Origin of the sequence: Virgibacillus dokdonensis (assembly GCF_900166595.1) — a bacterium.
Classification (GTDB): Bacteria; Bacillota; Bacilli; order Bacillales; family Amphibacillaceae; genus Virgibacillus; species Virgibacillus dokdonensis.
Genome location: NZ_LT745763.1, coordinates 3,554,023 through 3,578,862 on the forward strand (window position 1 = coordinate 3,554,023; position 24,840 = coordinate 3,578,862).

23 protein-coding genes and 1 riboswitch are annotated in these 24,840 nt (G+C 36.9%); of the genes, 8 read left to right on the forward strand and 15 right to left on the reverse strand.

Features of this window, described 5'->3' with window-relative positions:
- Positions 1 to 45 precede the first annotated feature (45 nt).
- The 3 genes from B2C77_RS18085 to B2C77_RS18095 form a co-directional block, all read right to left on the reverse strand.
- Complete coding sequence (locus tag B2C77_RS18085; protein WP_077706311.1) at positions 46 to 1,398, reverse strand: TrkH family potassium uptake protein; 1,353 nt, start codon at positions 1,396 to 1,398, stop codon at positions 46 to 48.
- Positions 1,399 to 1,642: 244 nt separating this feature from the next.
- Positions 1,643 to 1,802, reverse strand: a riboswitch (cyclic di-AMP (ydaO/yuaA leader).
- A gap of 155 nt (positions 1,803 to 1,957) precedes the next feature.
- Positions 1,958 to 4,069 (reverse strand): heavy metal translocating P-type ATPase, encoded by a 2,112-nt coding sequence (locus B2C77_RS18090; RefSeq protein WP_303046189.1) that lies wholly within the window; start codon positions 4,067 to 4,069, stop codon positions 1,958 to 1,960.
- Positions 4,056 to 4,439, reverse strand: coding sequence for an ArsR/SmtB family transcription factor (locus tag B2C77_RS18095; protein ID WP_073009612.1), 384 nt, complete (start codon positions 4,437 to 4,439; stop codon positions 4,056 to 4,058). The genes B2C77_RS18090 and B2C77_RS18095 overlap by 14 nt, the downstream gene beginning before the upstream one ends.
- Before the next feature lie 222 nt (positions 4,440 to 4,661).
- Between B2C77_RS18095 and B2C77_RS18100 the strand changes: the two genes are divergently transcribed.
- A complete protein-coding gene (locus tag B2C77_RS18100; protein ID WP_073009609.1) occupies positions 4,662 to 4,880 on the forward strand; it encodes a hypothetical protein in 219 nt (72 codons plus the stop codon).
- A gap of 472 nt (positions 4,881 to 5,352) precedes the next feature.
- Positions 5,353 to 6,738, forward strand: a complete 1,386-nt coding sequence (locus B2C77_RS18105) for a YcdB/YcdC domain-containing protein (protein WP_077706313.1) — start codon at positions 5,353 to 5,355, stop codon at positions 6,736 to 6,738.
- A gap of 195 nt (positions 6,739 to 6,933) precedes the next feature.
- Here B2C77_RS18105 and B2C77_RS18110 read toward each other — a convergent pair whose 3' ends face one another.
- Both B2C77_RS18110 and B2C77_RS18115 read right to left on the reverse strand, forming a co-directional pair.
- Positions 6,934 to 8,265: a sensor histidine kinase gene (locus B2C77_RS18110; RefSeq protein ID WP_077706314.1), complete on the reverse strand. Its 1,332-nt coding sequence runs from the start codon at positions 8,263 to 8,265 to the stop codon at positions 6,934 to 6,936.
- Positions 8,262 to 8,954 carry a response regulator transcription factor gene (locus B2C77_RS18115; RefSeq protein ID WP_073009600.1) on the reverse strand — a complete coding sequence of 231 codons (693 nt, stop codon included), beginning with the start codon at positions 8,952 to 8,954 and terminating at the stop codon, positions 8,262 to 8,264. The genes B2C77_RS18110 and B2C77_RS18115 overlap by 4 nt, the downstream gene beginning before the upstream one ends.
- A 651-nt stretch (positions 8,955 to 9,605) precedes the next feature.
- On the opposite strand from B2C77_RS18115, the gene B2C77_RS18120 reads away from it, so the two are divergent.
- Both B2C77_RS18120 and B2C77_RS18125 read left to right on the forward strand, forming a co-directional pair.
- On the forward strand, positions 9,606 to 10,961 hold the full coding sequence (locus B2C77_RS18120; protein ID WP_367946652.1) for a S1C family serine protease: 1,356 nt from the start codon (positions 9,606 to 9,608) through the stop codon (positions 10,959 to 10,961).
- Between the two features lie 255 nt (positions 10,962 to 11,216).
- On the forward strand, positions 11,217 to 11,987 hold the full coding sequence (locus B2C77_RS18125) for a zinc ribbon domain-containing protein (protein WP_077706316.1): 771 nt from the start codon (positions 11,217 to 11,219) through the stop codon (positions 11,985 to 11,987).
- Between the two features lie 411 nt (positions 11,988 to 12,398).
- On the opposite strand, the gene B2C77_RS18130 is transcribed toward B2C77_RS18125, so the two are convergent.
- The 3 genes from B2C77_RS18130 to B2C77_RS22180 all read right to left on the reverse strand — a co-directional run bounded on the left by B2C77_RS18130 (position 12,399) and on the right by B2C77_RS22180 (position 13,870).
- Positions 12,399 to 12,602, reverse strand: coding sequence for a zinc ribbon domain-containing protein (locus tag B2C77_RS18130; RefSeq protein ID WP_073009591.1), 204 nt, complete (start codon positions 12,600 to 12,602; stop codon positions 12,399 to 12,401).
- A gap of 381 nt (positions 12,603 to 12,983) precedes the next feature.
- A complete protein-coding gene (locus B2C77_RS18135) occupies positions 12,984 to 13,649 on the reverse strand; it encodes a TraR/DksA C4-type zinc finger protein (protein ID WP_077706317.1) in 666 nt (221 codons plus the stop codon).
- A 65-nt stretch (positions 13,650 to 13,714) separates the two neighbouring features.
- Positions 13,715 to 13,870, reverse strand: a complete 156-nt coding sequence (locus B2C77_RS22180) for a GNAT family N-acetyltransferase (protein WP_254843998.1) — start codon at positions 13,868 to 13,870, stop codon at positions 13,715 to 13,717.
- 381 nt (positions 13,871 to 14,251) lie between these two features.
- Here B2C77_RS22180 and B2C77_RS18145 point away from each other — a divergent pair, with 381 nt between their 5' ends.
- Positions 14,252 to 15,136 carry an NAD(P)-dependent oxidoreductase gene (locus B2C77_RS18145; protein ID WP_073009585.1) on the forward strand — a complete coding sequence of 295 codons (885 nt, stop codon included), beginning with the start codon at positions 14,252 to 14,254 and terminating at the stop codon, positions 15,134 to 15,136.
- A gap of 208 nt (positions 15,137 to 15,344) precedes the next feature.
- Entirely contained in the window at positions 15,345 to 15,797 is a 453-nt protein-coding gene (locus tag B2C77_RS18150; RefSeq protein ID WP_077706318.1) for an AraC family transcriptional regulator, read from the forward strand.
- A 393-nt stretch (positions 15,798 to 16,190) separates the two neighbouring features.
- Here B2C77_RS18150 and yxiS read toward each other — a convergent pair whose 3' ends face one another.
- Both yxiS and B2C77_RS18160 read right to left on the reverse strand, forming a co-directional pair.
- Complete coding sequence (gene yxiS / locus B2C77_RS18155) at positions 16,191 to 16,496, reverse strand: protein YxiS (protein WP_073009579.1); 306 nt, start codon at positions 16,494 to 16,496, stop codon at positions 16,191 to 16,193.
- A gap of 4 nt (positions 16,497 to 16,500) precedes the next feature.
- The gene (locus B2C77_RS18160; protein ID WP_077706319.1) at positions 16,501 to 17,178 is read right to left on the reverse strand and encodes a class I SAM-dependent methyltransferase; all 678 of its coding nucleotides are present in this window, start codon (positions 17,176 to 17,178) and stop codon (positions 16,501 to 16,503) included.
- A 360-nt stretch (positions 17,179 to 17,538) separates the two neighbouring features.
- Between B2C77_RS18160 and B2C77_RS18165 the strand changes: the two genes are divergently transcribed.
- On the forward strand, positions 17,539 to 18,462 hold the full coding sequence (locus B2C77_RS18165; protein ID WP_141130764.1) for an AEC family transporter: 924 nt from the start codon (positions 17,539 to 17,541) through the stop codon (positions 18,460 to 18,462).
- Between the two features lie 4 nt (positions 18,463 to 18,466).
- Here the strand turns inward: B2C77_RS18165 and B2C77_RS18170 are convergent, their stop codons facing one another.
- Positions 18,467 to 18,724, reverse strand: a complete 258-nt coding sequence (locus tag B2C77_RS18170) for a hypothetical protein (protein ID WP_438272967.1) — start codon at positions 18,722 to 18,724, stop codon at positions 18,467 to 18,469.
- Between the two features lie 614 nt (positions 18,725 to 19,338).
- On the opposite strand from B2C77_RS18170, the gene B2C77_RS18175 reads away from it, so the two are divergent.
- The gene (locus B2C77_RS18175; protein ID WP_077706320.1) at positions 19,339 to 20,823 is read left to right on the forward strand and encodes a BCCT family transporter; all 1,485 of its coding nucleotides are present in this window, start codon (positions 19,339 to 19,341) and stop codon (positions 20,821 to 20,823) included.
- Positions 20,824 to 21,024: 201 nt separating this feature from the next.
- Here B2C77_RS18175 and B2C77_RS18180 read toward each other — a convergent pair whose 3' ends face one another.
- The 4 genes from B2C77_RS18180 to B2C77_RS18195 all read right to left on the reverse strand — a co-directional run bounded on the left by B2C77_RS18180 (position 21,025) and on the right by B2C77_RS18195 (position 24,839).
- A complete protein-coding gene (locus B2C77_RS18180) occupies positions 21,025 to 21,957 on the reverse strand; it encodes a hexose kinase (RefSeq protein ID WP_077706321.1) in 933 nt (310 codons plus the stop codon).
- Between the two features lie 310 nt (positions 21,958 to 22,267).
- Positions 22,268 to 23,125, reverse strand: coding sequence for a tagatose-bisphosphate aldolase subunit GatY (gene gatY, locus B2C77_RS18185; RefSeq protein WP_077706322.1), 858 nt, complete (start codon positions 23,123 to 23,125; stop codon positions 22,268 to 22,270).
- An 11-nt stretch (positions 23,126 to 23,136) separates the two neighbouring features.
- Positions 23,137 to 24,294, reverse strand: coding sequence for an N-acetylglucosamine-6-phosphate deacetylase (nagA, locus tag B2C77_RS18190; protein ID WP_077706323.1), 1,158 nt, complete (start codon positions 24,292 to 24,294; stop codon positions 23,137 to 23,139).
- A gap of 128 nt (positions 24,295 to 24,422) precedes the next feature.
- Positions 24,423 to 24,839, reverse strand: a complete 417-nt coding sequence (locus tag B2C77_RS18195) for a PTS sugar transporter subunit IIA (protein ID WP_077706324.1) — start codon at positions 24,837 to 24,839, stop codon at positions 24,423 to 24,425.
- Position 24,840: the final 1 nt, after the last annotated feature.

The following is a 24,840-nucleotide window of genomic DNA, read 5'->3' on the forward strand; positions in this document are numbered from 1 at the left end:
TTTTATACTTCCTCATTCTTCGAAAAAGAGAGGATACTCCTCTCTTTAACCAGTAAACACATCTTCTTCTGGATACCGAATTGACGACTCCCTTTTTTTAGCAAACACAAACGCCATGGTAAGTGGTCCTATTCGTCCAATAAACATCATAATCATAATGACCTCTTTCCCAAGAGTAGTAAGCTCGCCCGTCAGTCCCATGGATAGCCCTACAGTACCAAAAGCAGAAATCACTTCAAATGCAATCGTTAGAAATGGCGCATTTTCAGTGACTGTCAACATGAAAATAGCTATAAATATACAACTAATACTAATCATCATGATCGAAAGGGCACGAACAATAACGTGAGATTTTATTGTTCGCTTAAACGCTGTTGTTTCATTTTTTCCACGTAAAAACGACATCGTTGCTAGCAACATAACAACAAATGTTGTCACTTTAATTCCGCTACCAGTAGACCCACTTCCTGCCCCAATGAACATCAGTAGCATCGTAACAAGTATAGAAGATTCGTTCATTGCAGCAATATCCAAAGAATTAAAACCAGCCGTCCTTGGTGTTACCGCTTGAAAATACGACCCCCATAGTTTATCAACGAATGAAAAGTTACCAATCGTTTCTGGGTTACTATATTCTAAAACAAATAATATGCATAGAGCAGTAACATTAATAACTAACGTACCAACGAGCATTAATTTAGAATGCAAAGACAATCGATGAAATCCTTTTTTATCCCAAATATCTACCAAAACCGTAAATCCTAGACCACCTGTAATAAATAATCCTGTAATAACAATATTTACTAACGGATCACCTACATATTGCGAGAGGCTGTCAGACCAAAGCGAAAACCCTGCATTATTAAAAGCAGATATGCTATGAAACAAACTATAATTTAACCCGTCAGCCCAACCGTACGTGGGCACCCATTTTACAGCAAGGAATATAAAAGCAATTGCTTCTATCGTAATCGAAAAAATAAATAATAATTTCACAAGACGAAGGAGTCCACCTAGCGAGGTTTGATTTAAATTTAAGGACTCCTGTGTTAACAACCTTTGTCGTAACCCAATCTTTTTACGCATCATCATTAAAATAAGTACAGAGAAAGTCATGAGACCTAGTCCGCCAATTTGCATTAAAAACATAATGACAATTTCTCCGAACAAGGTATAAGTTGAGCCAGTATCAACAACAACTAAACCTGTGACAGTTATGGCAGAAGTAGCCGTAAACCAAGCATCTAACCAAGTTATAGACGTATACGTAGCTACAGGCATTTTTAGCAAGCATGCGCCTACGACAATAAAAAATAAAAACGTCAATGCTAAAATTTGTGGCGGATTACAATGAATAATAATTCCACGTATTGGATGTAATGAGATAATTTTTTTCATCATCCCCACCTCTTTCTATAAGTGAACAGATACCTACGCACATTGCTTAGAAAAACTTAGATCTCACCAAATGTTTATGGCAAAATCGCAATACACTCCTATAGTGTCCCCTAAGGCGCTGTTATTTTCCATGCATCCTGCAAAATCTTTGTTAAAGGGAGTGTTACAACACCGATTATTTGAAATAAAAAAAGACCAGCAAAAACACATGGTCTCAAAGGTCGCGATTTCCCTAGGACCTCTCTCCTAATATTACATACGCTTACGAGGTTAGCTGTCGGGTTCGGGATGGAGAGCACCCCTTTCTCTATTATGAGAATTCACCCCAAGGCCGCAATAAATCATTTCTACGACCAAATTCCTGTGGTTCCCCCGTTCAAAACAAGATTCAGCAAAGGTTCATAGTTAATTATGAGTAAATCTTTTAATAAGCTATAATTTACTCCGATTGTATCGGATTGTCAATATTTAATTGTGAACTTCAGCAACTTTTTTACAAACGCAAGCGATTTCCTATCCATCTCATTAACATAAAGCAACCATAAAGAGTTCAATCTCTTTATGGTTGCTTTTTGGCACGCATTAAGCGCAAGGAATTGAATACAACTAATAACGTAGCTCCCATGTCAGCGAGTATAGCTAGCCATAAGGTGAGCCATCCTGGAATAACTAATAAAAGGGCAATTACTTTTAAAAGTAGCGCAAAGCCTATATTTTGTTTGATGATCGTTAACGTTTGTTGACTTAGCTCCATTGTATATGGAACTTTGCTTAAATCATCAGCCATTAACGCAATATCAGCTGTTTCCATAGCGGTATCCGTACCAGCACCTCCCATAGCAACACCGACATCTGCTGCTGCTAAAGCGGGGGCATCATTGATCCCATCTCCAATCATCGCAACCTTGCCGTATTGCTGCTTCAATTCTTTAATTGCTATTAATTTATCTTGCGGCATAAGCTCCGACTTTGTCTCCATTATGCCTACTTCGCGCCCAATCGCAGAGCCAGTTGCTTGGTTATCTCCTGTAAGCATCACCGTTCGTTTACCTAGTTGGTGCAGCTTTTCAATGATAGACAGACTTCCTTTACGAACTTGGTCGGCCACAGCAATTAGGCCTTCGATACGATGATCGGTTCCAAATAGCATCACCGTTTTACCTTGCGTTTGTAATGTGCGAATTTGCATTTGCAATTCTTTAGGAAGATGTGCTTTCCCTTGAAATAAGGAAGGACTTCCAATTCTGTACATAGAGCCATTCACTGTTGCTTGGGCGCCCTTCCCCGTAAAAGACTGAAAATTTTCTGCATGTAAGTTATTTACATTATCTGCTTTAGCTTTTCGTAATATAGATGAAGCAAGTGGATGCTGTGAGTAAGTTTCAATCGCTGCTGCATGCGCTAACACGTCTGATTCTGACATATCTCCAAATGAAATAACTTCTGTAACAACAGGCTTTCCCTCGGTTATCGTGCCTGTTTTATCAAAAGCAACTACATCTATTTTTCCTGTTTCTTCTAAATGAATGCCACCTTTAATTAACACACCATGTCGAGCAGCATTGCCAATTGCTGTTACAATAGCTACAGGAGTAGAAATAACCAACGCACACGGACATCCTACGACTAATACCGCTAGCCCGTTATAGATCCAATCAGACCACGTTGCACTAAACAACAATGGTGGAATCGTAGCCACCAACATAGCAATAACGATAATGGCTGGAGTATAATATTTCGCAAAACGATCGACAAATTGTTGAGAAGGCGCTTTTTCCGCCTGTGCTTCCTCTACTAAATGAATAATTTTAGCAATTGTGGTATCTTGCGCATATTTGGTAACACGCACTTCCAAGGAACCCTCTTCATTCAAAGTACCAGCAAATACTTCATCACCAGCCTGTTTAAACACAGGGATAGATTCACCAGTTATGGTTGCTTGATTAATAGACGATTCTCCTTTAAGAACTTCGCCATCCATGGCAATTTTCTCACCTGGTTTAATCACCATGACATCATTCACTTGTACATCCTTGACATCCATTTCAATTAGCTCATCGCCCCTACGAATTGTTGCACGATTTGGGGCAATATTCATTAATAAACGAATGGATTGCCGAGCCTTCTCCATGGAATATCCTTCTAGCGCTTCACTTACAGCAAATAGAAAGACAACGACAGCACCTTCTGCCCATTCTCCAATAATAGCAGCACCTATAACTGCAATCGTCATTAACGTTTTCATGTCAAATTCAAATCTAGCTAAGTTTTTAAAGCCAGTACGAAATAGCTTCCAACCCCCGATTAGAATAGCAGCTGCAAATGTACTTACTGTTGCAAGATTACTTTCGCCCACTTGAAAGAAAAACACATATCCAAGTGCAGTGAATAAAAAGGAAAATAACGTCGTCAAATTACTTTTCTTTTTCCAAAACGATTGCTTATCTTCCGTTAATCGCTCTCTTTCTGGAAAGACTTTAATATCATCAAAAGCTCCAGCCGCTTCCAACTGTTGCACAGAAGCTTCGCCTTGCACTATAACTTTCGATGCACCAAAATTTAGTTGCACGTCGTCAACGGTTTCAATGGCACGAATATTTTTTTCAAACTTTGCTGCACAATTTGTGCATGATAACCCTTGCAGACGATAAACGTTTTTATTCTCTTCCACGATCGACACCTTCTTTTGCATGAACTGTAGCTATTGTTACGAGCTGATGCACATGCTCATCCTCTAAAGAATAAAAAACAAGTTTTCCTTCTTTTCGATGTTTCGCCAGCCCCATATTCTTTAACAAACGTAAATGATGCGATGCAGTTGCCTTCGTTGCACCAATAATCGTAGCTATATCACATACACATAACTCTCTTTCTAGTGTAAGCGCATAAGCAATTTTTAATCTTGTCGCATCAGCCAACGCTTTAAATATTTGTTCAACCCCATCCATCTTATCTATTTTAGGACGAATTCGGCTTACCGTATCCTCGTCATAACAAAACGTCTCGCAAACGTCGATTGGTTTTTCTTTAGAAGCGCCCATAATTTATCCCCCTAATAATCAAATAGTTGTTTGACTGTTTGTTTATAGTGTATGAATGAGTCCTTTTATTGTCAACTATATGTATCCCAAATTCAAATTTAAATTTGACAAATTCGTGAACATGATTGATAATAAAGAAAATACTTTAAATTTGGATATTGACTCGTAATCATTGTTACATTTTAATACAGTCTAACTACGTTTTAAAAGGAGTTACGGTACATGAAAAACGAAAAGCTGTTAAAAGCAACAAAATATGTCGGAGCAAGTATATTGTTGACCGGTATCGCCATTTTTCTTTATGGTTTCTTTGTAAGCGATTACAGTTACATTACTGGAATTGGTATTGGAACCGTTATGGGAGCTGTATTTATTTTTCTCATGGGGGTATTTTTAGTAGCCACAGAAGAAATGAATTCGAACAGAAAAACTTGGCGATAGCCGTAGTTTTGCTTATACTAGAATCCATAAAAATGTATTCTTTCCTATAGTAGAAAAAAGACTTAACAAATCCGTATCTAAGATTTAATAATGCGCCCATGAAACGAGCCGTTTGCTTATGCGAAGCAGACGGCTCGTTTCATCTATTGTGCAGCGCACCATAGCATTTCGCAGCTAGACTTACTAAAACATGTTTTTTCAATGGTTGTTACAAGCCGAGTTGCCTATATCATTGATTATATATGGAAAATATTGTTTAATTGTATACATAAAATGAAACTTCAATTAGTGGGATTTTTATATCATACGGATTATTGATTGACGTAAAGGCTTTTAATTAAACTGAAGATTTAAATGCTGTTAAATCCCACTTTGACTTATTCAGCGCTCACAACGTCCCATTTTTAAAGTAAGAAAACGGACAGCACCTTATATCTGGGATCAAACTGTAACCGTAGAGGAGAGCTTGTACATGACCTTAAATCAACTATTCCAATCTTTGATATCGTATATTCCAGCGACAAACATGAACATGAGAAAAGCATACCAACCTGATGAAATTATTTCAGGCGTGCAATATGATATTTTCTCAAACACTACGAACAAAAACGTAGCAGTATTCACCGTGGATAATCAAGGAAAGCTGCTTTACTTTTCTGTAGAAGATGAAATTTTAAAACCATCAAATTACACATTAAAACGTGATGAATTAATCGAAAAAGCAAGTCATTTTGTAAAAACATTTTACCCTGAGATGTATAAAAATTGCAAACTAGCTTCTTTTTTAAAATTAGGAAATGCATACACGGTTCACTTCGCCTATCAGGATGAACAATTGCATTTATTTCTCCCTGAAACAGGAGTTACATTATTTTTAACGAAAAGCGGTAAAATCAGTACGATTATTTCTTTTCATGATAAGAATACGAACATACATTATCCTGATGTCATGATCTCTGCTGAAGCAGCAAAGAAACAATACTTGCACCATTTGGAACCAGAATTACTAATTGCTCCAATGGATACATATTATATAAACAATAATGGCAAATTTCGACTCGTTTACAGCATAATTGAACGTGCATTCTACATACCAGCTGACGGGGGAGAAATCTATGTGCAAAAAGATGCTATAAAACAAATTCCTTTTCATAAACCAGAAAAAGTTAAAACGAATTTACACGATATCATTGGTTTAAAGGGTTATAAGCTAATGAAGAAAAAACAAGCAAAGAACAAACGAATAGAGGTTTGGTCTACCCTACCAAATGTCATTCAGAATAAAACAGATTTTGATATCGAGGAAATAGATTCTTGTCTTATGAAATTATGCTTTGATAAGCAAGATCGATTGCTACAAATAACGAGTGAAGAACTGCCTCCAAAAGACATAAGTAAACCTATTGGCGTAGACCAAGCCGAAGAAATAGCGTATCAGTTATTATTCTACCTTTATCCTGAAGCGCACAAGCAATTGATTAGAATTGATGGTGAGGGGGAAATAGAGGATGTTTATTGCTTTGATTTCCGCTGGCAATATAACAGCATCCGTATTTTACACGATATCATTTCTATAGATGTTGGGAAATATTCAGGTCGGATTTGTAGCTTTGATCATCAACCGTTATGTAAACAACGATATGAGCATGTCCATACGACACCGACACTTTCTAAGCAAACGGTCAAACAAATATACGCCGACGATGTACAAATGGAGTTACGTTGGTTTCAAGATGGAGAAAGCGATTATAAATTAGTGTATGCACCCACTTTTCCAAAATTAGCTGGCGTTATCCGAATGATTGATGCGCATACAGCGCAAATATTTCAAACTGAAAAGACAGAACTATTTTGTTAGTGCATTGTTCTTAATTGAAAGTTAAAGGACACATACACCTAAAATTTTTAACTTCCTAGGTGTATGTGATCATTCCGTGTTACAGTAATACTTCCAATATACAAGCGGTTTTTACGCTCTATCCATCCAGCAAAGCTACTAAAAATGCTCTCTTATGAAACTTGCTAAATTATATCCACTATAAAGCAAAAACGTCTACTTTGTTCCAAATACAATTTCAAATTTAGCTCCACCTAACTCTGAACGGCCAACCGATATTTTTCCATTGGATTGTTCAATGATGGCTCTAGCAATAGCAAGTCCAAGCCCCGTTTCTCCACCTTTTCCTTTCACAAAACGGTGAAAAATATGAGGAATTAAATCTTCAGGCACACCTTCTCCGTCATCTTCTATACGAATAAGCACTTTTTTATTTTCCTTCTTCATCTCGATCTGAACTTGTTGATTGGCATGACGAATGGCATTGAATGTCAAATTCAACAATGCTCGTAACATTTTCTCCGCATCCGCTGTGATTTCTGGAGACCCTGTAACGGTATGCTTCAATTCAATACCTTGCTCATTAACGATTGGAAGTGCCCTATCAACCACTTGTTCCATTATTTGTTTTAACTGGAATCGTTCTGGAGTAAAAACGTCTGGTTCACTATCTAATTTAGCTAATAATATCATCTCGTTTATAATTTTTTTTAGACGGTTAACTTCTGTTACCATCATCTCAAGACCTTTTTCTTCCTCTTCTGCATCAAAAATATGATCTCGAATTCCTTCCGCATACCCTTGAATTGTCATCAGAGGTGTTTTTAACTCATGACTCGCATTTTGAAAGAATGTTTGTTGTGAATTAATATATCTTTCCAGCTCTTGGGCCATATCATAAACACTCTGTTCGACTTCTTTAATTTCGCCTGTTGCTTTAATTCGTTTAATGGAATGGAATTGCCGTTTTTCAATTTTTTTCAATTGCTTTTTTAATTGTGAAAGCGGCGTGACTAATTTGCGTGTGAAAAAATAGCTCAGAATAATTGCAATAGCACCGCCAATGAAAAACACAATGAGCAAACGAAAGAAAAAACTTTGTTGAACGAGTTCTAAATCACTTAAAGGAGTCAAAAGAATCAGTTCAACCCCTGTACTCTCAGGTCTAAAAATAATGCGCGACGTGACAAACTTAGAACCTTTATATTCCCATAATGCTTTATTAGTATCAGAAAAGTCGTTTTTCTTAAAAAAACCTGCAACTACACTATCAGGAAGCGAAGGAGAAACGGCCACATCTTGATTCCTATCATAAATAAACATTTGCAAACCTTGATCTTCCAACAAACTATTTAAGTTCTCTACACTCGTGCTATCGTATTGATCATTTAGCACATCCACAATTAAGTCGCCTTTTTGCTTTAACTGCCGCTGCTCATCTTGAATGAGTAAATCTAAGAGTAAAGAATAGATCACATACCCCGTAATTGCCATAATAACGAAAAGCAAAGTTGTAAAAGCTACATTTAATTGCGATTGCAACTTCATGAAGTTTCTCCTTCATCTCTTAAACGATATCCATAGCCCCATACCGTTTCTAACGGTAAATCAGGAAGCTTTTTCCGAATACGTTTTACAAGGTCATCTACGGCACGATCACTTCCAAAGTAATTATCGCCCCAAATCTTGATTAACAGCTCTTCTCTCGAAAAAGCTCGGTTCACATTCTCTACTAAAATAAGTAGCATATCAAATTCCTTTGTGGTTACCTCGTATTCTTCATCCCGAAAGAAAATACGCCGTTCTTCTTTATCTATGGTTAATTCGTCAACTGTGACTCTTGCATCGTTTTCTTCTGTATGAGCCAATCTAATATTCGACCGTTTAAATAATCGTTTCACTCTAGCGACCAGTTCCCTTGGGCTAAAAGGTTTTGTTAAATAATCATCCCCTCCAAGTTCCAAACCAAGGATTTTATCAATTTCTTCGTCCTTCGCGGAAATAATAATGATGGGAACTTCACTTTCCATGCGAATTTTTTTACAAAACTCATAGCCGTCCATTCCTGGAAGCATAATGTCTAATATCCACATACCCGGAGGCTCTGTTTTCCAAAGCTCCCAGGCAGCTTCAGCTGATTCCAACAATGTAACTGTAAAACCTTCTTTTTTTAAATAGGCCGCAACAATATTACGTATATTAGGATCATCTTCAACAATTCCGATATGATGATTCATTTTTTTTCACCTTTCTCTTCATTCTTTGTCTCTATTTTCACATAACGAAAAGAAAACTTCATTAAAAATGGGTTTTCCTTGCAGAATTTCTAATACGTCTGTGGCAAATCGAAACATCTCTTATGGAAAAGGACATTTAAGTTTACGGTTATCTTTCCATTAGGCTTGTCCAGCAGGAAGTCCAAATGACCACTCCGCTTAAATTTCTATTCTTTAGTTATTGTACCATTAATGAAGTAACTTCATGAACAAGAACAAATGAAAGACAGTAGATTGAAATCATTCTTCTGTCATCCATACCCTCAAACTGATCTTCAGCAATAGAAACTACTCATACCAAGTTAAATTAACTTACAAGAACGATTAATAAATTATTTTTAGGGGTATACCAATAACAAGCGGAATAGCAGCGATTTATATGTGATCATTCCACCTAAACTTTACACAATTATTCCACAGTTATACCAAATGATTCCCCAAGGAAACGGGTATACTAAAAGTATCAATCGGAACTTCACTCTTTGTGAAGGAACCGTTCACCATACAAGGCGAAAAACAGACATCTTTTGAGCGTCCCCCCCTACTCCCCTCGATGCCTTTTGATGTCTGTTTCTTGCCTGACATTATAATCTGTCTGAAAGGGTGATGAAAATGGATGATAGAAACAATGAACAAACGAATCAACATAACGGATTTACCGATAACGAAAACCTTCCATCTCAACAATTAAACCAGAATCAAAATTCTCACCAACTAACGGATGAACAGTCTAATACGCAACAAAATACGAGCTATGATAGCACCACAGGAAATAAAAAAACAGCGAATAAGTCCTTGTTACATTTTATTTTAGGTGGTATTTCTGGTGGTGTTGTATCTGTTATTATCATAGCAGTGTTAATGTTTACAAATATTATTCCAATGACACAAGACAACGGAAATGGATCCGCTTCAACAGACGGAAATAACAAAGCTCAAGAAGTCGTCAAAACGCTCGCCTCTGAGGATTCAGAAGTGTCCACAAATATCGAAGAAACCTCTAAAGCAGTTGTTGGAGTTATTAATAAGCAACAGCAAGATATTTGGACAGAAAGCCAAGAAGCAGGTACAGGTTCAGGAATCATTTATAAAAAAGAAAACGGCAAAGCGTATGTAATTACAAATCAACATGTTGTAGCAGGAGCAGAAGAAGTAGAAGTCGCTTTAAATTATTCTGAAGAACGCTTAAATGCTAACGTGTTAGGTACAGACGAGTTAACAGATTTAGCCGTGTTAGAAATTGATGGTGATCCTATCACTACCGTTGCAAACATGGGATCTTCTAAAGATTTAAAAATAGGGGAAAATGTTTTAGCCATTGGAAATCCATTAGGTATGGAATTCGCTAACACCGTAACGAAAGGTGTGATAAGTGGACTTGATCGTTCTGTACCCATCGATACAAACGGAGACAGTCGAGCAGATTGGATTACCGAGGTTATCCAAACAGATGCTGCCATCAATCCAGGCAATAGTGGTGGTGCCCTCGTCAATGAAAAAGGTGCCGTCGTTGGAATTAACTCAATGAAAATTGCCAGACAGGAAGTGGAAGGCATTGGTTTTGCTATTCCTGTAGACGCAGCACTTCCAATTGTGGAACAGTTAGAAAAGAAAGGTCAAATTGAACGTCCACTAATCGGCATTAGTACGGCAGCCATTGAACAAGTACCACCTCAATATAGAACAGACATCCAATTACCTGAAGATGTAAAAGGTGGGATGGTTATTGCAAACGTGGAAAACGGATCTCCTGCTGACAAAGCTGGGCTACAACAATTTGATGTGATCACTAAAATTAATGGAAATGACGTGACATCCATCTTAGAATTACGGAAATTTTTATATTCTGATGCTTCTGTTGGTGAGAAAATAGATGTTGAATATTACCGAGATGGGCAAAAAGAAACAACCAAGCTAACTCTGGAAGCAAAACAGACAAAAAGTGAAAACACAACAGAAGAAGGATAGAATAAAGCAGGTTACGGTCCAATTGGATCATAACCTGCTTTTTAAGGCAATCCATTTTCTCTTAATTTTAGCTATGCCGAATTCATTCCTTTTGTCTTAAGAGCAGGGGTTTTCCAAGAATATGTCGAAATGAGATACTTAAGAGGCGAAATGCAGATAAGGTAAATGAATAACATGAAATGTTTATTTTACCAAATTTACCTAATGCTGTTATAATAGAGGCCTATCTCTCATTACAATTAAAGGAGGAAGGGTATGATCTGTCCGAATTGTGAGCACGAAACAAAAGAAGGAAAGTTTTGTACGAATTGTGGTGTACATCTTAATCTTGAAGAAGCAGCAGTAGCTGAAGAAGGGGAAAGTCAATCTGATACCACACTAAACAATAGGGATTTTTCTTCAACTGTAAGTACAGTAGGAAAACATTTTGCAAGTTTTTTCATGCACTACTTAAAATCTCCACATAAGGCGCGCTTTGCCACACAGCAAGATATCATTCCTGCCATCATAAGCATCGTTTTATTCGCACTTGCAGTAACCATAAGCTTCTATGTGGTAGTAACGAGTCAAGTAGGTAGTTATTTTTTGGATATTGGCTTTTTAGATGGATTTATCATCCCATTTATACAATATCTTCTACTATTTGCTTTTATAATTATATTAACTTTCATTTCTACAAAATTAACAGCACAACATATGACTTTGCAAGAAACAGTAACAAAAGTTGGAATTTATACAATCCCTTTTCTTCTTATTTTTTTAGCTGGAATTTTACTTACTTGGATTAGAATCCCTTTTTTCAGTGTGCTTATTCCGATTAGTTTACTTGGCCCAGTTATATTCATACCATCGTTTATTTTACTTGAGTCAAAAGAAAAAGAACACGGTTACGATAGAGTTTATGTTTTAATCGCCTTTTATTTCATTTCTTTTGTAGTCATGTCTTTCCTTTTACAAGATATGATAGGAAGATTACTCGGGGGGTTATTTGGAGGATTAATGGGCGATTTTTTCCAAGGTTATTAATAAGAAAAACAAAGGCTGTCGGACAGTCTTTGTTTTTCTTTTTTTCGTATAACGATGATGACTTATTTTAGAGCAACTGGACAATGGAACAGTTGGCAGTATTAAACAAGGAACAAAGGCTCGGGGCGCCCGTTTTGCAACGTAGCGACTGGAACGAATCAACGAAAGTTTTAGGAATCATGTTCCTGCAACAGGAGTATGCCGGCGCCCTCCGGCAAGCCCGCCTTTAGTCGGACTTCCTATTTAGGGCGAACCGATGATGACTTAGCTTAGGGCAATGGAGTGAAGTCGCCTAGTTGCTGGGCGCTGGAGCCGGACGTGACTAAATAACTTAGTAAGTTTATCCATATATTCTAAATTTTGTAATGATAGCGAAAAAGTGCCTGTTATTGAGAACGGGCACTTTGATCTTCACCCAAAAAACAAATCAAAAATATTGCTTCCTTTAGAACTTTTCTTGTTATAGAATTCCGAATAGCCACATTCTTTACAATAAACGACTAAAAATTGATTGTTTTGTACGTCGAACACCTTTGACAAGCCGGTTCCCGTCATAGCCACTTCCTTTTGATCAGCGTTTGTACTTCCGCATTTTAAACAACCTTTTTGCTGCAATCTAATCACCTCTCAATTAGAAAAACTTGTCTTGCCTTAGTTTGTCTTATACTTTTATTAAAAATAATTTTACTCCCCTATAGTATAAAAATACGTTTCTCATAGAAGTTTGGTTTCAAGAAATGAAGATTTACTTTTAGAAAACTCAGCGCTTACTAATTTTAAATTTATTTCCTTTTTTATCTATCGCGCAAAAGAAAATGAGCCTTTCTTACATCCATCTTATTTATGACTATTTTTAAAACTTCATTTTATATTTATCTCAAATACAAAGCATTGTAGAGCCAGCTTTAAGCGTTAAAAATGCCGGTTGTAGAAGTTAAAAAGAGACAACCGCACCTAAAAAATTTTTTCGTTAAAAGATAAAGATTTGCTTATTCTTTATCGTTCATGCTCATCATCTGTTTGGTCCATAACAGGTTCCGTATATTTCCCATCAGAAGATGCACCTAAATATCCTTCCACATCTTCTACATAGCCGACTTGTTCGTCACTATTCGGATACATTTTATTATAACTAGCCTTATCACCGTAAAAATCAGAAGGTGTTTCCGATGTACCATAACGGCTAACTTCCTGCCAAGCATCCTCAGCGTCATAGCCAACTTGTGTCTCATCACTTATTTTATCAGGATTTATATTTGGGCTATACACTTCCTCTTCCATGGTGCGCGTTTGGTTAAATGAATCTTGTACGGTATGCTCCATACATCGGTCTGCAGTTGGGAGAGCTTCAAGCCGTTCATAAGGGATATCATTGCCACATTCTTTGCAAATTCCATAAGTACCTTCTGCAATTGCATGTAAAGCTTTATTAATATCTTCTAATTCCTTTTCAGCATGCTCATTAAGCGCGACATCCTTTCCTCTTTCAAATAATTCGGATGCTGTATCTGCAGGATGATTATCATAATTGGACAATTCACCACTTGATTGTTGCACGGATTCTAAAGTTAAATCCATATGCTTTTGAACATGGGAAATAAGTTCGGATTGGCGATTTTGTAAAGCTTGTTTACAATGTGCTAATTGCTGTTCATTAATCATCTTTTCACCCTCTTTTATATCCTGTTTATTTTAATACTATGCGCAAAAAAAGAGAGTGACATGCTTTATTTCTGTTCCCAAATCATGTCAATATGCCAAATCCCATCATCTAAGTACGCAGTGGATACCTGTTTAAAACCAAATGCTTGATAAAACGCCTTTAAATGCTGTTGGGCTTGAATCTTAATATTGTTTTTAAAATGATTCACTGTATATTTCATCGCTTCCTCCATTTATTCTTTTCCATATACCCTATCCCAGTAAGCTTTTGTCACAAGGACTCTACCTATAGAAGCTTCTACATATTTACTACCAGCAGGAAGTATTCTTGCATATGACTAAACTTTGGTTATCTTGAAGCTGCACATGTGTTGCTTTTAAATCATATGCGTCTATTTCTTGATATGCGCATTGCTGTTCGACTACAAATACATTCACTCGAGACTTTAATTAAGTATATAGTTCCAGTTGGTCAAGTTCTTGAAAAGATTTTTTTCTCCACCTCATATCATGTCCTCTCCTTCATTATTTCTAGATAGAATAACAGGATTTTCCCATTTTTTGTCGAATGAATGTAATATATAGTGCCAATGGAAAGGAGAATGATTTTGCTTACATATGAGGATCGAATTGGTTTTATAGGTACTGGCGTCATGGGGGCGAGCATGGCAAAGCGAATTATGAACGCAGGATACCACGTTTCCATCTATACACGCACAAAGCAAAAAGCTACGAGCTTAATTAACGCTGGCGCGGATTGGGAAGATTCCATTGCCAATTTAACAAAGAACTGCAAGGTCATTATTACGATGGTAGGCTATCCAAGTGATGTGGAAGAAGTTTATTTTAGCGACCAAGGTATTTTAAAAAATGTAGCTCAAGGTACTTACTTAGTGGATATGACAACTTCTAAACCTAAACTAGCAGAACAAATTGAAAGCGAAGCAGAAGAAAAAGGGTGCTATGCATTAGACGCGCCTGTATCTGGTGGTGATATCGGTGCCAAAAATGGCAAACTAACCATTATGGTCGGTGGAAAAGAAAAAGCATACAAAGATATACTCCCATTATTGCAAACAATGGGCGAAAACATCATTTTGCAAGGAGAAGCTGGAGCTGGACAACATACCAAATTAGCGAATCAAATAACGATTGCTTCTAATATGGTTGGCGTATGCGAAGCCATTGCTTATGCAAAAAAATCAGGACTTAACCCTGAGTTAGTGCTTGATAGTATAACAGCTGGCGCGGCTGGAAGCTGGTCACTTTCTAATCTTGCACCACGCATGATCAAAGAAGATGATGCACCAGGATTTTATGTAAAGCACTTTATTAAAGATATGAAAATCGCACTAGAATCAGCAGAAGAGCTAGGACTGTCTACACCTGGATTAGCTCTATCGTTAAAGCTTTACGAGGAGCTTGAAGCAAAAGGAGAAGCAGATAGCGGCACACAAGCCTTAATCAAATTATTTTCCTCACCGTAATAATTTTTCATACAGAAGGATAACGCATAAACCTTACGCTATCCTTCTGTTTTTATTTTTGTCACGTTTGCAAGTAATAGGAAGCATTTTTGAGTGAAAAGTTATAGCTTTATCCCTATTAAATTTTTTAAAAATTTAGTTGTTTTACATTTTAAAGCAAATTATACTTGTATTGTACAAACAATGGAAAGGAAGGGAGAAAGGTATAATGGAATCCAAAATAGAAATTATTCCAAAACAACGAATTGCTTTTATGCGACGAACCGGCCCCTATGGTCGCGAAAATAGGCAAGTAATGGAGCGTTTAAAAAAATGGGCTACGGAAAAGAGTCTCCTTCCATCTGCAACTATTTTTGCTATACCTCAGGATAACCCGAAAAAAACATCACCTAAAAATTGCCGATTTGATGTGGGTATCACCCTCTCTGAGGAATACCTTTTACAAGAGGATAGAGCCATTCGCGAAGGTTGGATTTCTGGAGGAAAATACGTTGTTTATAACATCAATCACACAGCTAAAGATATTGCCAAAGCGTACAAAGCTATTTTCCCAGACCTCAACAAACACGGTTATCAAATAACGAACAAACCTATAATGGAAAGATATACTGGCGATATGTATAACCATCCTTATTGTGACATTTGTGTGCCTGTAAAGTAAAATTTTGGCATACTAAAAGAAGTTATCCGTTTGATAACTTCTTCTTTTTTTCATGGATGAAATCACCATTGATCGCATGGAAAAAGCCATTATACGACTTGTAGGTTCGCTATTCACACAGAAGGTTTTAACTATAAAAGTATCGAAGTTTATTGGTAACACTTGGCTTACGACCATATTTTTTTTGGGATATAGCATCATCGTTTTCCGTATAAGACAACCTTAAAGCTAAACATTAGATACTTTCCTATCTACTTACTTTTAAACAAAAGCTAATAATATAGCATAGAGGTTGCTTAAAGTTGATCATTTCCCAATATTTTCATCGTTTGCACGCATGTAAAAATGTATATGGCACACTTGCGACAAGACAGTAATAACCGTTCCAACAGATCATTTTCCTTTATTCATGTTTTGGTTATCTACTTCTTGCTGAACGGCAAAAGCTAAATCATCATTTCCAAATAACTGAAGCGCTTGAAGTACCGTTTCTGTTGCGATGAAATCAGCTTCTTCTTTGGGCACTGTCTCCTCCATCATTTCTTCCAACACTTTATTAGCTTGTTGATGAGGATACGCCTTTTTATACACTTCTAAAGCATCTACATCATAATTGACACACCACTGCGCAAAAACTAAAATCATCATTCTTTCATTTTGCTCATAGTTTGCAATGACCGTTTTTTCTGTTTCGTTCATACGCTTACCCACCATTTCTTAACATAAATATCCAAGAAAATGATAACGACTGTTGTAAATCAAGCGGCAAATGGTTATACATCTCCTTGCTAACACCTTGCTTTGGTACACCATATCCATCTACATATTCCAAATCTATATCCGTACAAAGCTGTTGAAATTCCCAAGGCATCATTGTATTACAAATGACTGTTTCCCCATGCAAGCGCGGATAACTGTTCGCACGCGGTCCTGCAGTCGGTCCTAATATTCCTACACAGATATGTCCACCCTCTTTTACTACACGCTTTAACTCTTGCAACGCTTGCTTTGGATTTTCCGTCCACTCCAAAACATTCATTGCCATAATGGCATCGAATGTATTTGTGGAAAAAGGAATCTTTTGTACATCTCCTTCCAATACATGGATGCTATTTGGAAGTTTGTTCTTCGCATATTGTACCATCACCGAAGAAATGTCAATTGCAGCTACTTGATAACCTTGCTCATATAACTTATACGCACCATACCCATCACCACAACCTATATCTAATACATGCTGATTAGTGCTCAGAAAACGACGCAAAAATGGGATAACAGCCTGCCTGCTTCCGGTTTCCCACATGTTTTTACTACGTTCATTCCAAGTAACGGCACGCTCATCCCATTGCTTTGCAACCTCTCCATTCCAATTAAACCCCATATTACATCCCCCTCATTCCCCTTATCCTTGTTTCCATTATGCCTTTTATCCAGCTTTTTTTACAGTAAGATCTTAGATAAAATAATTTTTCAGAAAATTACGCTTACCGTTTTACAGAAACGCTTTCTTATAAATAGTGTAATAAAAAACATGCTAAGACCACAGAATGATATAATTGGGATTGAAGTTGACAGTAACTTTTACGAATGAAATAATTGTTTACGTTTGAGTGAAGCTTAAAATTGTTCTATGTCACCACAATGGACGGATTTTATCATTTACATAAAATGAAGTTGACATATCTACATGTGTGAGAAAAAATAAAACCGCATCATTGTAGATTGTGAAAGGAGAAATAATTTGGAAGCATTTTTAATAATAGTAAAGGATATTATTTTACCAGTTTTTATTATAATGGGATTAGGTTTTTTCTTACAAAAGAAATTTGACCTTGATTTACAGACGCTGGCAAAATTAAATATTTACTTTCTTGTTCCTGGGTTTATTTTTGTAAAACTATACGATACAACATTTTCAGGGCAGCTCTTACTACAAATAGTCGTCTTTTTTATATTATTAATTTCCGTACTCTATATCGTAGCAACAATTACCGCGCGCCTTATAGGGTTTGATAAATCAAAATCCACTACATTTTCTAATAGTATTCTTTTCTTTAATTCTGGTAATTATGGAGTTCCTGTCAACGATTTGGTGTTTAAAAGTGATCCTGTAGCGATGTCCATTCAAGTCATTATCTTAACCTTACAAAATATTCTACTATTTTCTTATGGCATTTTTTCCTTACAATCTATCCATATTGGTAAACTACGAGCACTATTCAGTTATTTTAAAATGCCCGTATTATACGCCATGCTAGCAGGAATTTTATTAAATATCGCAAATGTTTCCATTCCTTCTTTCGTTTGGGTTCCAGCTAATTATATAGCTGATGCAATGGTAGCTATGGCCCTACTTACTTTAGGTGCTCAAGTAGCTCAGCTTCGTTTAAGCTCCAGTTTGCCAACAGTTTATATCAGCTTAACTATTCGCCTCCTTCTCGGTCCAATCATTGCTCTTGGTATTATACGTATCTTACAACTAGATGGCATTATCGCTCAAGCTCTGTTCATTGCCTCAGCAATGCCCACAGCTGTGAACAGTTCGGTTATCGCTCAAGAATATAACAATCATCCAAATTTCGCCGCACAAATCGTTCTATTTTCCACCATTTTCAGTACGATTACGGTAACAGCGGTCATTTATTTATCAAGACATTTATTTTAAAAGATCAGTTCGCAGGTATCTTCAAATATTTAGTAAAATATGCACCTAAAATAAACAAAGCAACAGTGATCCCAAAACTCACCAAACCGAGAAATTCAAAGAAGTAGGCAATGATATTTACAATTGATATGCAGAAAAAACAAATCGGTGTCAGCGCGCTTTTGATGCCTTTCACCCCTGCTCGTTTTCTTTTTTGTATCGTTACATATATTGCAATGATAAGTATCATTGCTAAACTTCCCCACATTATGTCTGAAAACAATGCTATAAGCCTCCTGTGTTTCAAGATGTTACTTTCCTATATCATATCAAATTTCCCCTGTTAGAAAAACATACCATATCGCAAATCTTAAAAAGTCACCATAACCCACTAATTGGTTTATAAAAACTGCTTTGGCTTCTTTATTTAAAATGGTTTCACTTCTCCTTTCTCTCCTCCTTATTATAACTATGTAACAATAGTACTTGAACTATTGTTACATAGTTATAATAAGGAATTTTTCAATTGGTTTTATTTGAATAGAAAGGAAAGGAGTGTATTTCAACCAAGCAACCAAAAAAGGTTCGATAATGCAAGTATTTTCATTTCCCTGTTAAATTTAGTTAATTTACCTTTTTACGTACAAATCATCGTGTTATAATGGGGACTGTTAAAGAGGTTGGGTCATACATTCGTATAAAGAGAGCCTTCCATCAGCGGGTATTTCTTTTATTTCCACTGATTATTAGGCGGATTGAGGTGCTGTTATCTCCCTCATAGACTCGTTCCAGCTCGACAGTCTTACAGCAACTTATATCTGGTATAAAAGGTTAGCTTATTTTTAATGCTATTGGATTTGAACCTCTATTCTAGAAGAGATGAGGGTGTGATATTTTTTGTGGAAACGTAATATTGTTTTATGGATTTCGTTAGCGTTAAGTAGTTTATTTGTAGTTGTAGGTGTTGTATTTAATCAATGGTTAGGAGAAAAAGCGGCAATCTTCTTAGACTTTGCAGTCACTTATTTCAATTGGTTTTATTTGCTTGTTGGATCTCTGTTTGTTTTCATATGCGTTTTTTTAATTTTTTCAAAATACGGAAATATCAGACTTGGAAAAGATACAGATAAACCAGATTTTAGTACTACCGCTTGGATTTCGATGCTTTTTAGTGCGGGAATGGGGGTAGGTCTAGTATTTTGGGGGGTAGCAGAACCAGTAAAACATTATTTATTCCCACCATACGGGGAAGGTGGAACGATAGAATCTGCAAATAATGCAATGACATATACATTCTTTCATTGGGGATTGCACCCTTGGGCCCTCTTTGGAATCGTAGCATTAAGCTTAGCTTATTTCCATTTTCGAAAAGGTTTACCTTCAGCGATCAGCTCTATTTTCTATCCTATTATAGGTGACAAAATTCATACGAACATAGGCAAAACAATCGACGTACTGTCGGTTTTTATTACGGCAGTAGGCATTTCTAGTACGTTTGGTTTAAGTACATTACAAATAGCTAGTGGCATGGAAGCACGATGGGGCATTGAAAATACATTTAGTACGCAGCTGATGATTATTAGTTTTGCAACAATCATTTTTTTAATATCTTCATCGACTGGCGTTAATCGCGGCATCAGATATATTTCTAGCTTAAATGTAATTCTATTATTTACTTTAATGCTTTCTGTTTTTCTCATCGGTCCAACAAAACAAATTTTAGAAATTTTTATTAGCTCTACAGGAAGTTATCTTGGTAACATCGTTCCAATGGGGTTGAAAATGGAACCATTTGATCAAAAAGCAAACAATTGGATCGGCTCATGGACGGTATTTTATTGGGCATGGTGGACAACATGGGCACCGTTTGTTGGTTCATTTATTGCTAGAATTTCTAAAGGGAGAACGATTAAAGAGTTCGTCATTGGTGTGTTAGTCGTTCCGTCTTTAATTTCTTTCGTCTGGTTCTCGATACTCGGTGGAAGTGCCATCCACTTCATTCATGAGTTTCAAAATACTGGCTTAGCAGATAGTATTAATGCTGATGTAAATGCGGCTCTGTTTGCTTTTTTTAACGAAATACCTTTAGGACCTATTTTAAGCGTATTAGCAATTATACTTATCTTTTCATTTTTTATTACTTCTGCTGACTCTGCAACTTTTGTACTTGGCATGCTAAGTGATAAAGGAAATTTAAATCCATCTAATCGAATTAAAATGACATGGGGAATTATTTCTTCTGGATCTGCTATTGTATTTTTATTAGCTGGTGGATTAGATGCCGTAAAAACGATCTCCATTGTAGTAGCTTCACCTTTTACCATTATGATGTTGTTTATTTGTTACAGCCTTATAAAATCATTAAAACGTGAATTTAAATAAAATAGCTAATTAGAAAAACTTGGCTTGTCGTCACGTCTTTATGACGATAGACATCGTTTTTATTATACTATAAACCTTAAATTTTATGCTTTCCTATAGTGGAACAAATATACAGGTTGTTACCTCCCGCTCAGAATCGCACTTTATATTTTATCAACTTATGAAGCGGGAGTTGGCACAACCTGATATGCAGCATTGCATTTAAACCCATTCCTCTACTTTCATCTGCTCTGTGCACCAAGCAACTTTCGTTATATCAACATATCCTGTCTGCTCTTCCATTGCGTTTAATACACCCATAGCTAAACCGAATCTGATCAGTTTTTCACCTGAAAGTTGTCTAGCTAATCCGGTGGCAAAGCCGGCAATGACAGAATCACCGGAACCAACTGGATTAGCAGCATTAATTTTCGGAGAATGTACGCGATATACCTTATCTTTATGTTTTACAACCGCTCCTTGTTCTCCCATCGTAATAACAACCCAGTCAACTCCATCAAATAATGCTGACTGAACAGCTACTTTCACATCTTCTATATCTAGCTTTCCTTCTCCAAGCAGGTCAGCTAGCTCATCTTGGTTTGGCTTAATCAAATAAGGGACTGTATCCCCTTGCAACGAACGTGCTAATAAATCACCTTTGGTATCCAATAACACCGGAATGCCAACTTCATTTGCGATAGCCAACATTTGCTCATAGTAATTTTCCTGTAACCCTTTTGGTAGACTACCAGAAATGGTTATCCAATTTGCTTGTTTCGCTTGCTCACGAAATTGACGTAAAAATTGACTAGCTTCTTCTTGCTGAATAACTGGGCCATCCTCTAATATTTCCGTTTGTTTTCCATTATGAATCATTGCAATACAGTTTCTCGTATCTCCAACAACTGGCATAAAGCCATTTTCAATATTTAATCGTTTTAATTCGCTGTTAATAAAATCTCCTAAACTACCACCAAGAAAACCTGTAGCACTAACCTTCTCATCAAGCTGACGAATAACCCTTGCTACATTGAGTCCTTTTCCACCAGCTGTTTTTCTAACATCCGTAACGCGATTTACTGTATCTATGTTAAATTCTGATAAGCGATATTGAATATCTACGGACGGATTTAAGGTAATCGTCAAAATCAAATTTATTCCTCCTCATTGGGATCTTTTCCAATGCATATCTTTAAAACTTAGCCTAACTCTATTCAGTATGGCAAAATCTTTGTTTTTTTATAGAGAAACGACCTGATCCCTTATAGCGAAATACGCCATCGTTTTTCTTATACAATAAGCCTAAAATATTATACTTTTATACCGTATGAAAAAATGCTGCAAAATCTGTCCTTCGTTTAAGATTTATTTTTACGATCATCGTTTCCATAGTAGACCCAGCCAGTCCATCTGCATAATTAGAGGCAAGAGCATAGATTTTCTTACCTCTATTGCTTCCCTTTTATGCTTTACCTGCACTCATACAAATTTCAATTTTACCTTTTACTGCAGCTTTCATTTTTTCTTTAGCAGGCGTCATATACTTCCTTGGATCTGTTTCATTTGAGTGCTCGATTAAATGCTCACGAAGCCCTTCTGAAAACGGAATCTTAAGTTCTGTAGAAATATTGACCTTCGCACATCCTAAAGCAATACACTTTTGTACATCTGCTTTTGATATTCCAGAGGCCCCGTGGAGAACGATTGGTACTGTCGCTACATCGTTAATTTTTTCAAGCCGTTTAAAATCAAGTTGAGGTTCGGTTTCATACAAGCCATGGCCTGTACCAATTGCTACTGCTAAAGAATCGACACCGGTTCTTTCGATAAATTCCACTACGGTATCTGGGTCCGTATATGCCGCATCTTTCGCTTCAACTACTAGATCATCTTCCTGACCTACTAATTTACCTAATTCTCCTTCTACTGTTGCTCCATAAGCATGTGCTTTTTCGACTACTTTTTTTGTAATAGCAATATTTTCTTCAAATGTATGATGCGAACCATCAATCATCACCGATTTGGTTCCTAATTCAAGAGATTCAACAATAGATTCATATGTTTCATGATGATCAAGGTGTAAGGCAATTGGAATATCATGGAGCTTGGCTGCTACTTCTGCAATAGCTTGTACATATGCTCTACCAGCGTACTTCATCGTTCCAGGTGTCTCTGCCAAAATAACAGGGGACTTCATTTCTGCTGCTGTTTCTACAACTGTTTGGATTGTTTCTAAATTATGAATATTAAAGGCTGGAACGGCATATCCTTCGTTTCTAGCTTTGATAAGCATTTCTTTTGTGTTTTGGACATATCCCATCGTAAAACTCCTCACTTCTCGTTGTTTTTTTGATATTTAATTTCGCCACTAATGACAGTAGCTTGAATATGGTACTGCTCATCTATGACGACATAATCGGCATATTTTCCTGGACGTATGCTTCCTAGTTCCTGTTCACGACCTAAGCTATGAGCGGGACTTAGACTAGCTAAATGCCAAGCTTCACCCCATGTGCGATCAGACCATTGACTCAAGTTTTTAATCGCATCCTTTAGAATTAACGTACTTCCAGCTAAAGAACCGGTTTCTGTCCGCGCAATCCCATTTCGCATTACAACAGGGAATTCGCCTAACTGATAACTTCCATCTGGCATAAGCCCTGCACGCATGCAGTCCGTAATTAGAACAGTACGATCGCCTTTCACTCGCCAAGTAAAAGCTGCGACATCAGGATGTACATGATGCCCATCACAAATTAATTCAACAAACGCTTGTTTAGCCATTAAGGCTGATCCAGCTACTCCCGGATTCCGGTGATGAAAACCAGCCATCCCGTTAAATAAATGAACAAATGTATTTGCTCCTGCTCCAATAGCAGCTTTACAGCAATCATAATCTGCATTGCTGTGACCAAGGCTTACTTTTACATTTGCTTCCGTTAATGCAGTAATAAATTCTTTAGATCCTTTCCGTTCTGGTGCTAGCGCAATTTTCACGATAGAACCACCCGCAAGCTTTTGCCATTTTGTAAACATTTCTAAGTCAGGATCACGAAAATAAATAGGGTTTTGAGCCCCTTTATGCTTTTCTGTAAAAAAAGGTCCTTCTAAATAAATCCCCTCTGACTGCGCTCCAGACAGCCCTTCCTCCGTCGCCTCCACAATCGCTGCTATAGATTGTTCCAAGTTTTCGGAAGAGGACGTTAATGTCGTTGGTAGAAACCGCGTTACCCCAAGCGGCAACAAAGCTTCTGAAATTTGCTGCACAGCTTCTTTTGTCCCATCCATAATGTCATAGCCATTGACACCATGAATATGTGTATCAAATAACCCAGGAGCGATGGTATAACCGCTCCAATCCACGATATTAGCTTGTGTAGTAAGGCTTTTCTTCCATTCGCCAAAACGTCCATGATCAATGGAAAGATAACCTGGACCTTCCAACCTATCTTCTAATAAAAATTGATCTGCCTTTATATAATATTGCATTCCTTACACTTCCTTTAAATTGGGTACGAATGAATAGGTTATTTTAGAAAAATTTGGCTTATTGATATAGCTTTGTGCGAAAAACGTTGTTGTTTTACTTATGCAATAAACCGTATCGTGTAAAAGCTTTATATGCCGTCCAAATCCTCTTCTTTTTTCTTTTTCGCGATTTCAAACGATTTAATGTTTGTTTGTCCTTCATATAAAGCATGTTGTACAAAATCATCTAGGTTTTGTTCCCTTTGGAATAAACTGCTTAATAGCATTGGTGAATTGGTTCCGCCAATTACCCTTACATTACCCTTTGATGCAGCAATTTTAGAACTTATGTTAAAGGGTGTGCCTCCTGCTAAATCCGCAAAACAAACAACACCACTTCCATATTCAACCTCAGCCATTGCTACTATTAAATCATGCTCCAATTGTTCTTGATTTTCATGAAAAGGAACTATTTTTAACCCTTCTACATCTCCTGCTATCAAACGAATAGATTCATACATCCCCTCAGGATAAGAACCATGTCCAGTTATTATAATGCCAATCATT

What these genes read in the sequence shown, in the direction of transcription:
- B2C77_RS18085 (WP_077706311.1), bottom strand. Translation starts at nt 1,398, where the DNA reads ATGAAAAAAATTATCTCATTACATCCAATACGTGGAATTATTATTCAT.
- B2C77_RS18095 (WP_073009612.1), bottom strand. Translation starts at nt 4,439, where the DNA reads ATGGGCGCTTCTAAAGAAAAACCAATCGACGTTTGCGAGACGTTTTGT.
- B2C77_RS18100 (WP_073009609.1), top strand. Translation starts at nt 4,662, where the DNA reads ATGAAAAACGAAAAGCTGTTAAAAGCAACAAAATATGTCGGAGCAAGT.
- B2C77_RS18105 (WP_077706313.1), top strand. Translation starts at nt 5,353, where the DNA reads ATGACCTTAAATCAACTATTCCAATCTTTGATATCGTATATTCCAGCG.
- B2C77_RS18110 (WP_077706314.1), bottom strand. Translation starts at nt 8,265, where the DNA reads ATGAAGTTGCAATCGCAATTAAATGTAGCTTTTACAACTTTGCTTTTC.
- B2C77_RS18115 (WP_073009600.1), bottom strand. Translation starts at nt 8,954, where the DNA reads ATGAATCATCATATCGGAATTGTTGAAGATGATCCTAATATACGTAAT.
- B2C77_RS18120 (WP_367946652.1), top strand. Translation starts at nt 9,606, where the DNA reads ATGGATGATAGAAACAATGAACAAACGAATCAACATAACGGATTTACC.
- B2C77_RS18125 (WP_077706316.1), top strand. Translation starts at nt 11,217, where the DNA reads ATGATCTGTCCGAATTGTGAGCACGAAACAAAAGAAGGAAAGTTTTGT.
- B2C77_RS18135 (WP_077706317.1), bottom strand. Translation starts at nt 13,649, where the DNA reads ATGATTAATGAACAGCAATTAGCACATTGTAAACAAGCTTTACAAAAT.
- B2C77_RS22180 (WP_254843998.1), bottom strand. Translation starts at nt 13,870, where the DNA reads ATGAAATATACAGTGAATCATTTTAAAAACAATATTAAGATTCAAGCC.
- B2C77_RS18145 (WP_073009585.1), top strand. Translation starts at nt 14,252, where the DNA reads ATGATTTTGCTTACATATGAGGATCGAATTGGTTTTATAGGTACTGGC.
- B2C77_RS18150 (WP_077706318.1), top strand. Translation starts at nt 15,345, where the DNA reads ATGGAATCCAAAATAGAAATTATTCCAAAACAACGAATTGCTTTTATG.
- yxiS (WP_073009579.1), bottom strand. Translation starts at nt 16,496, where the DNA reads ATGAACGAAACAGAAAAAACGGTCATTGCAAACTATGAGCAAAATGAA.
- B2C77_RS18160 (WP_077706319.1), bottom strand. Translation starts at nt 17,178, where the DNA reads ATGGGGTTTAATTGGAATGGAGAGGTTGCAAAGCAATGGGATGAGCGT.
- gatY (WP_077706322.1), bottom strand. Translation starts at nt 23,125, where the DNA reads ATGGGATATGTCCAAAACACAAAAGAAATGCTTATCAAAGCTAGAAAC.
- nagA (WP_077706323.1), bottom strand. Translation starts at nt 24,294, where the DNA reads ATGCAATATTATATAAAGGCAGATCAATTTTTATTAGAAGATAGGTTG.
- B2C77_RS18195 (WP_077706324.1), bottom strand. Translation starts at nt 24,839, where the DNA reads ATGATTGGCATTATAATAACTGGACATGGTTCTTATCCTGAGGGGATG.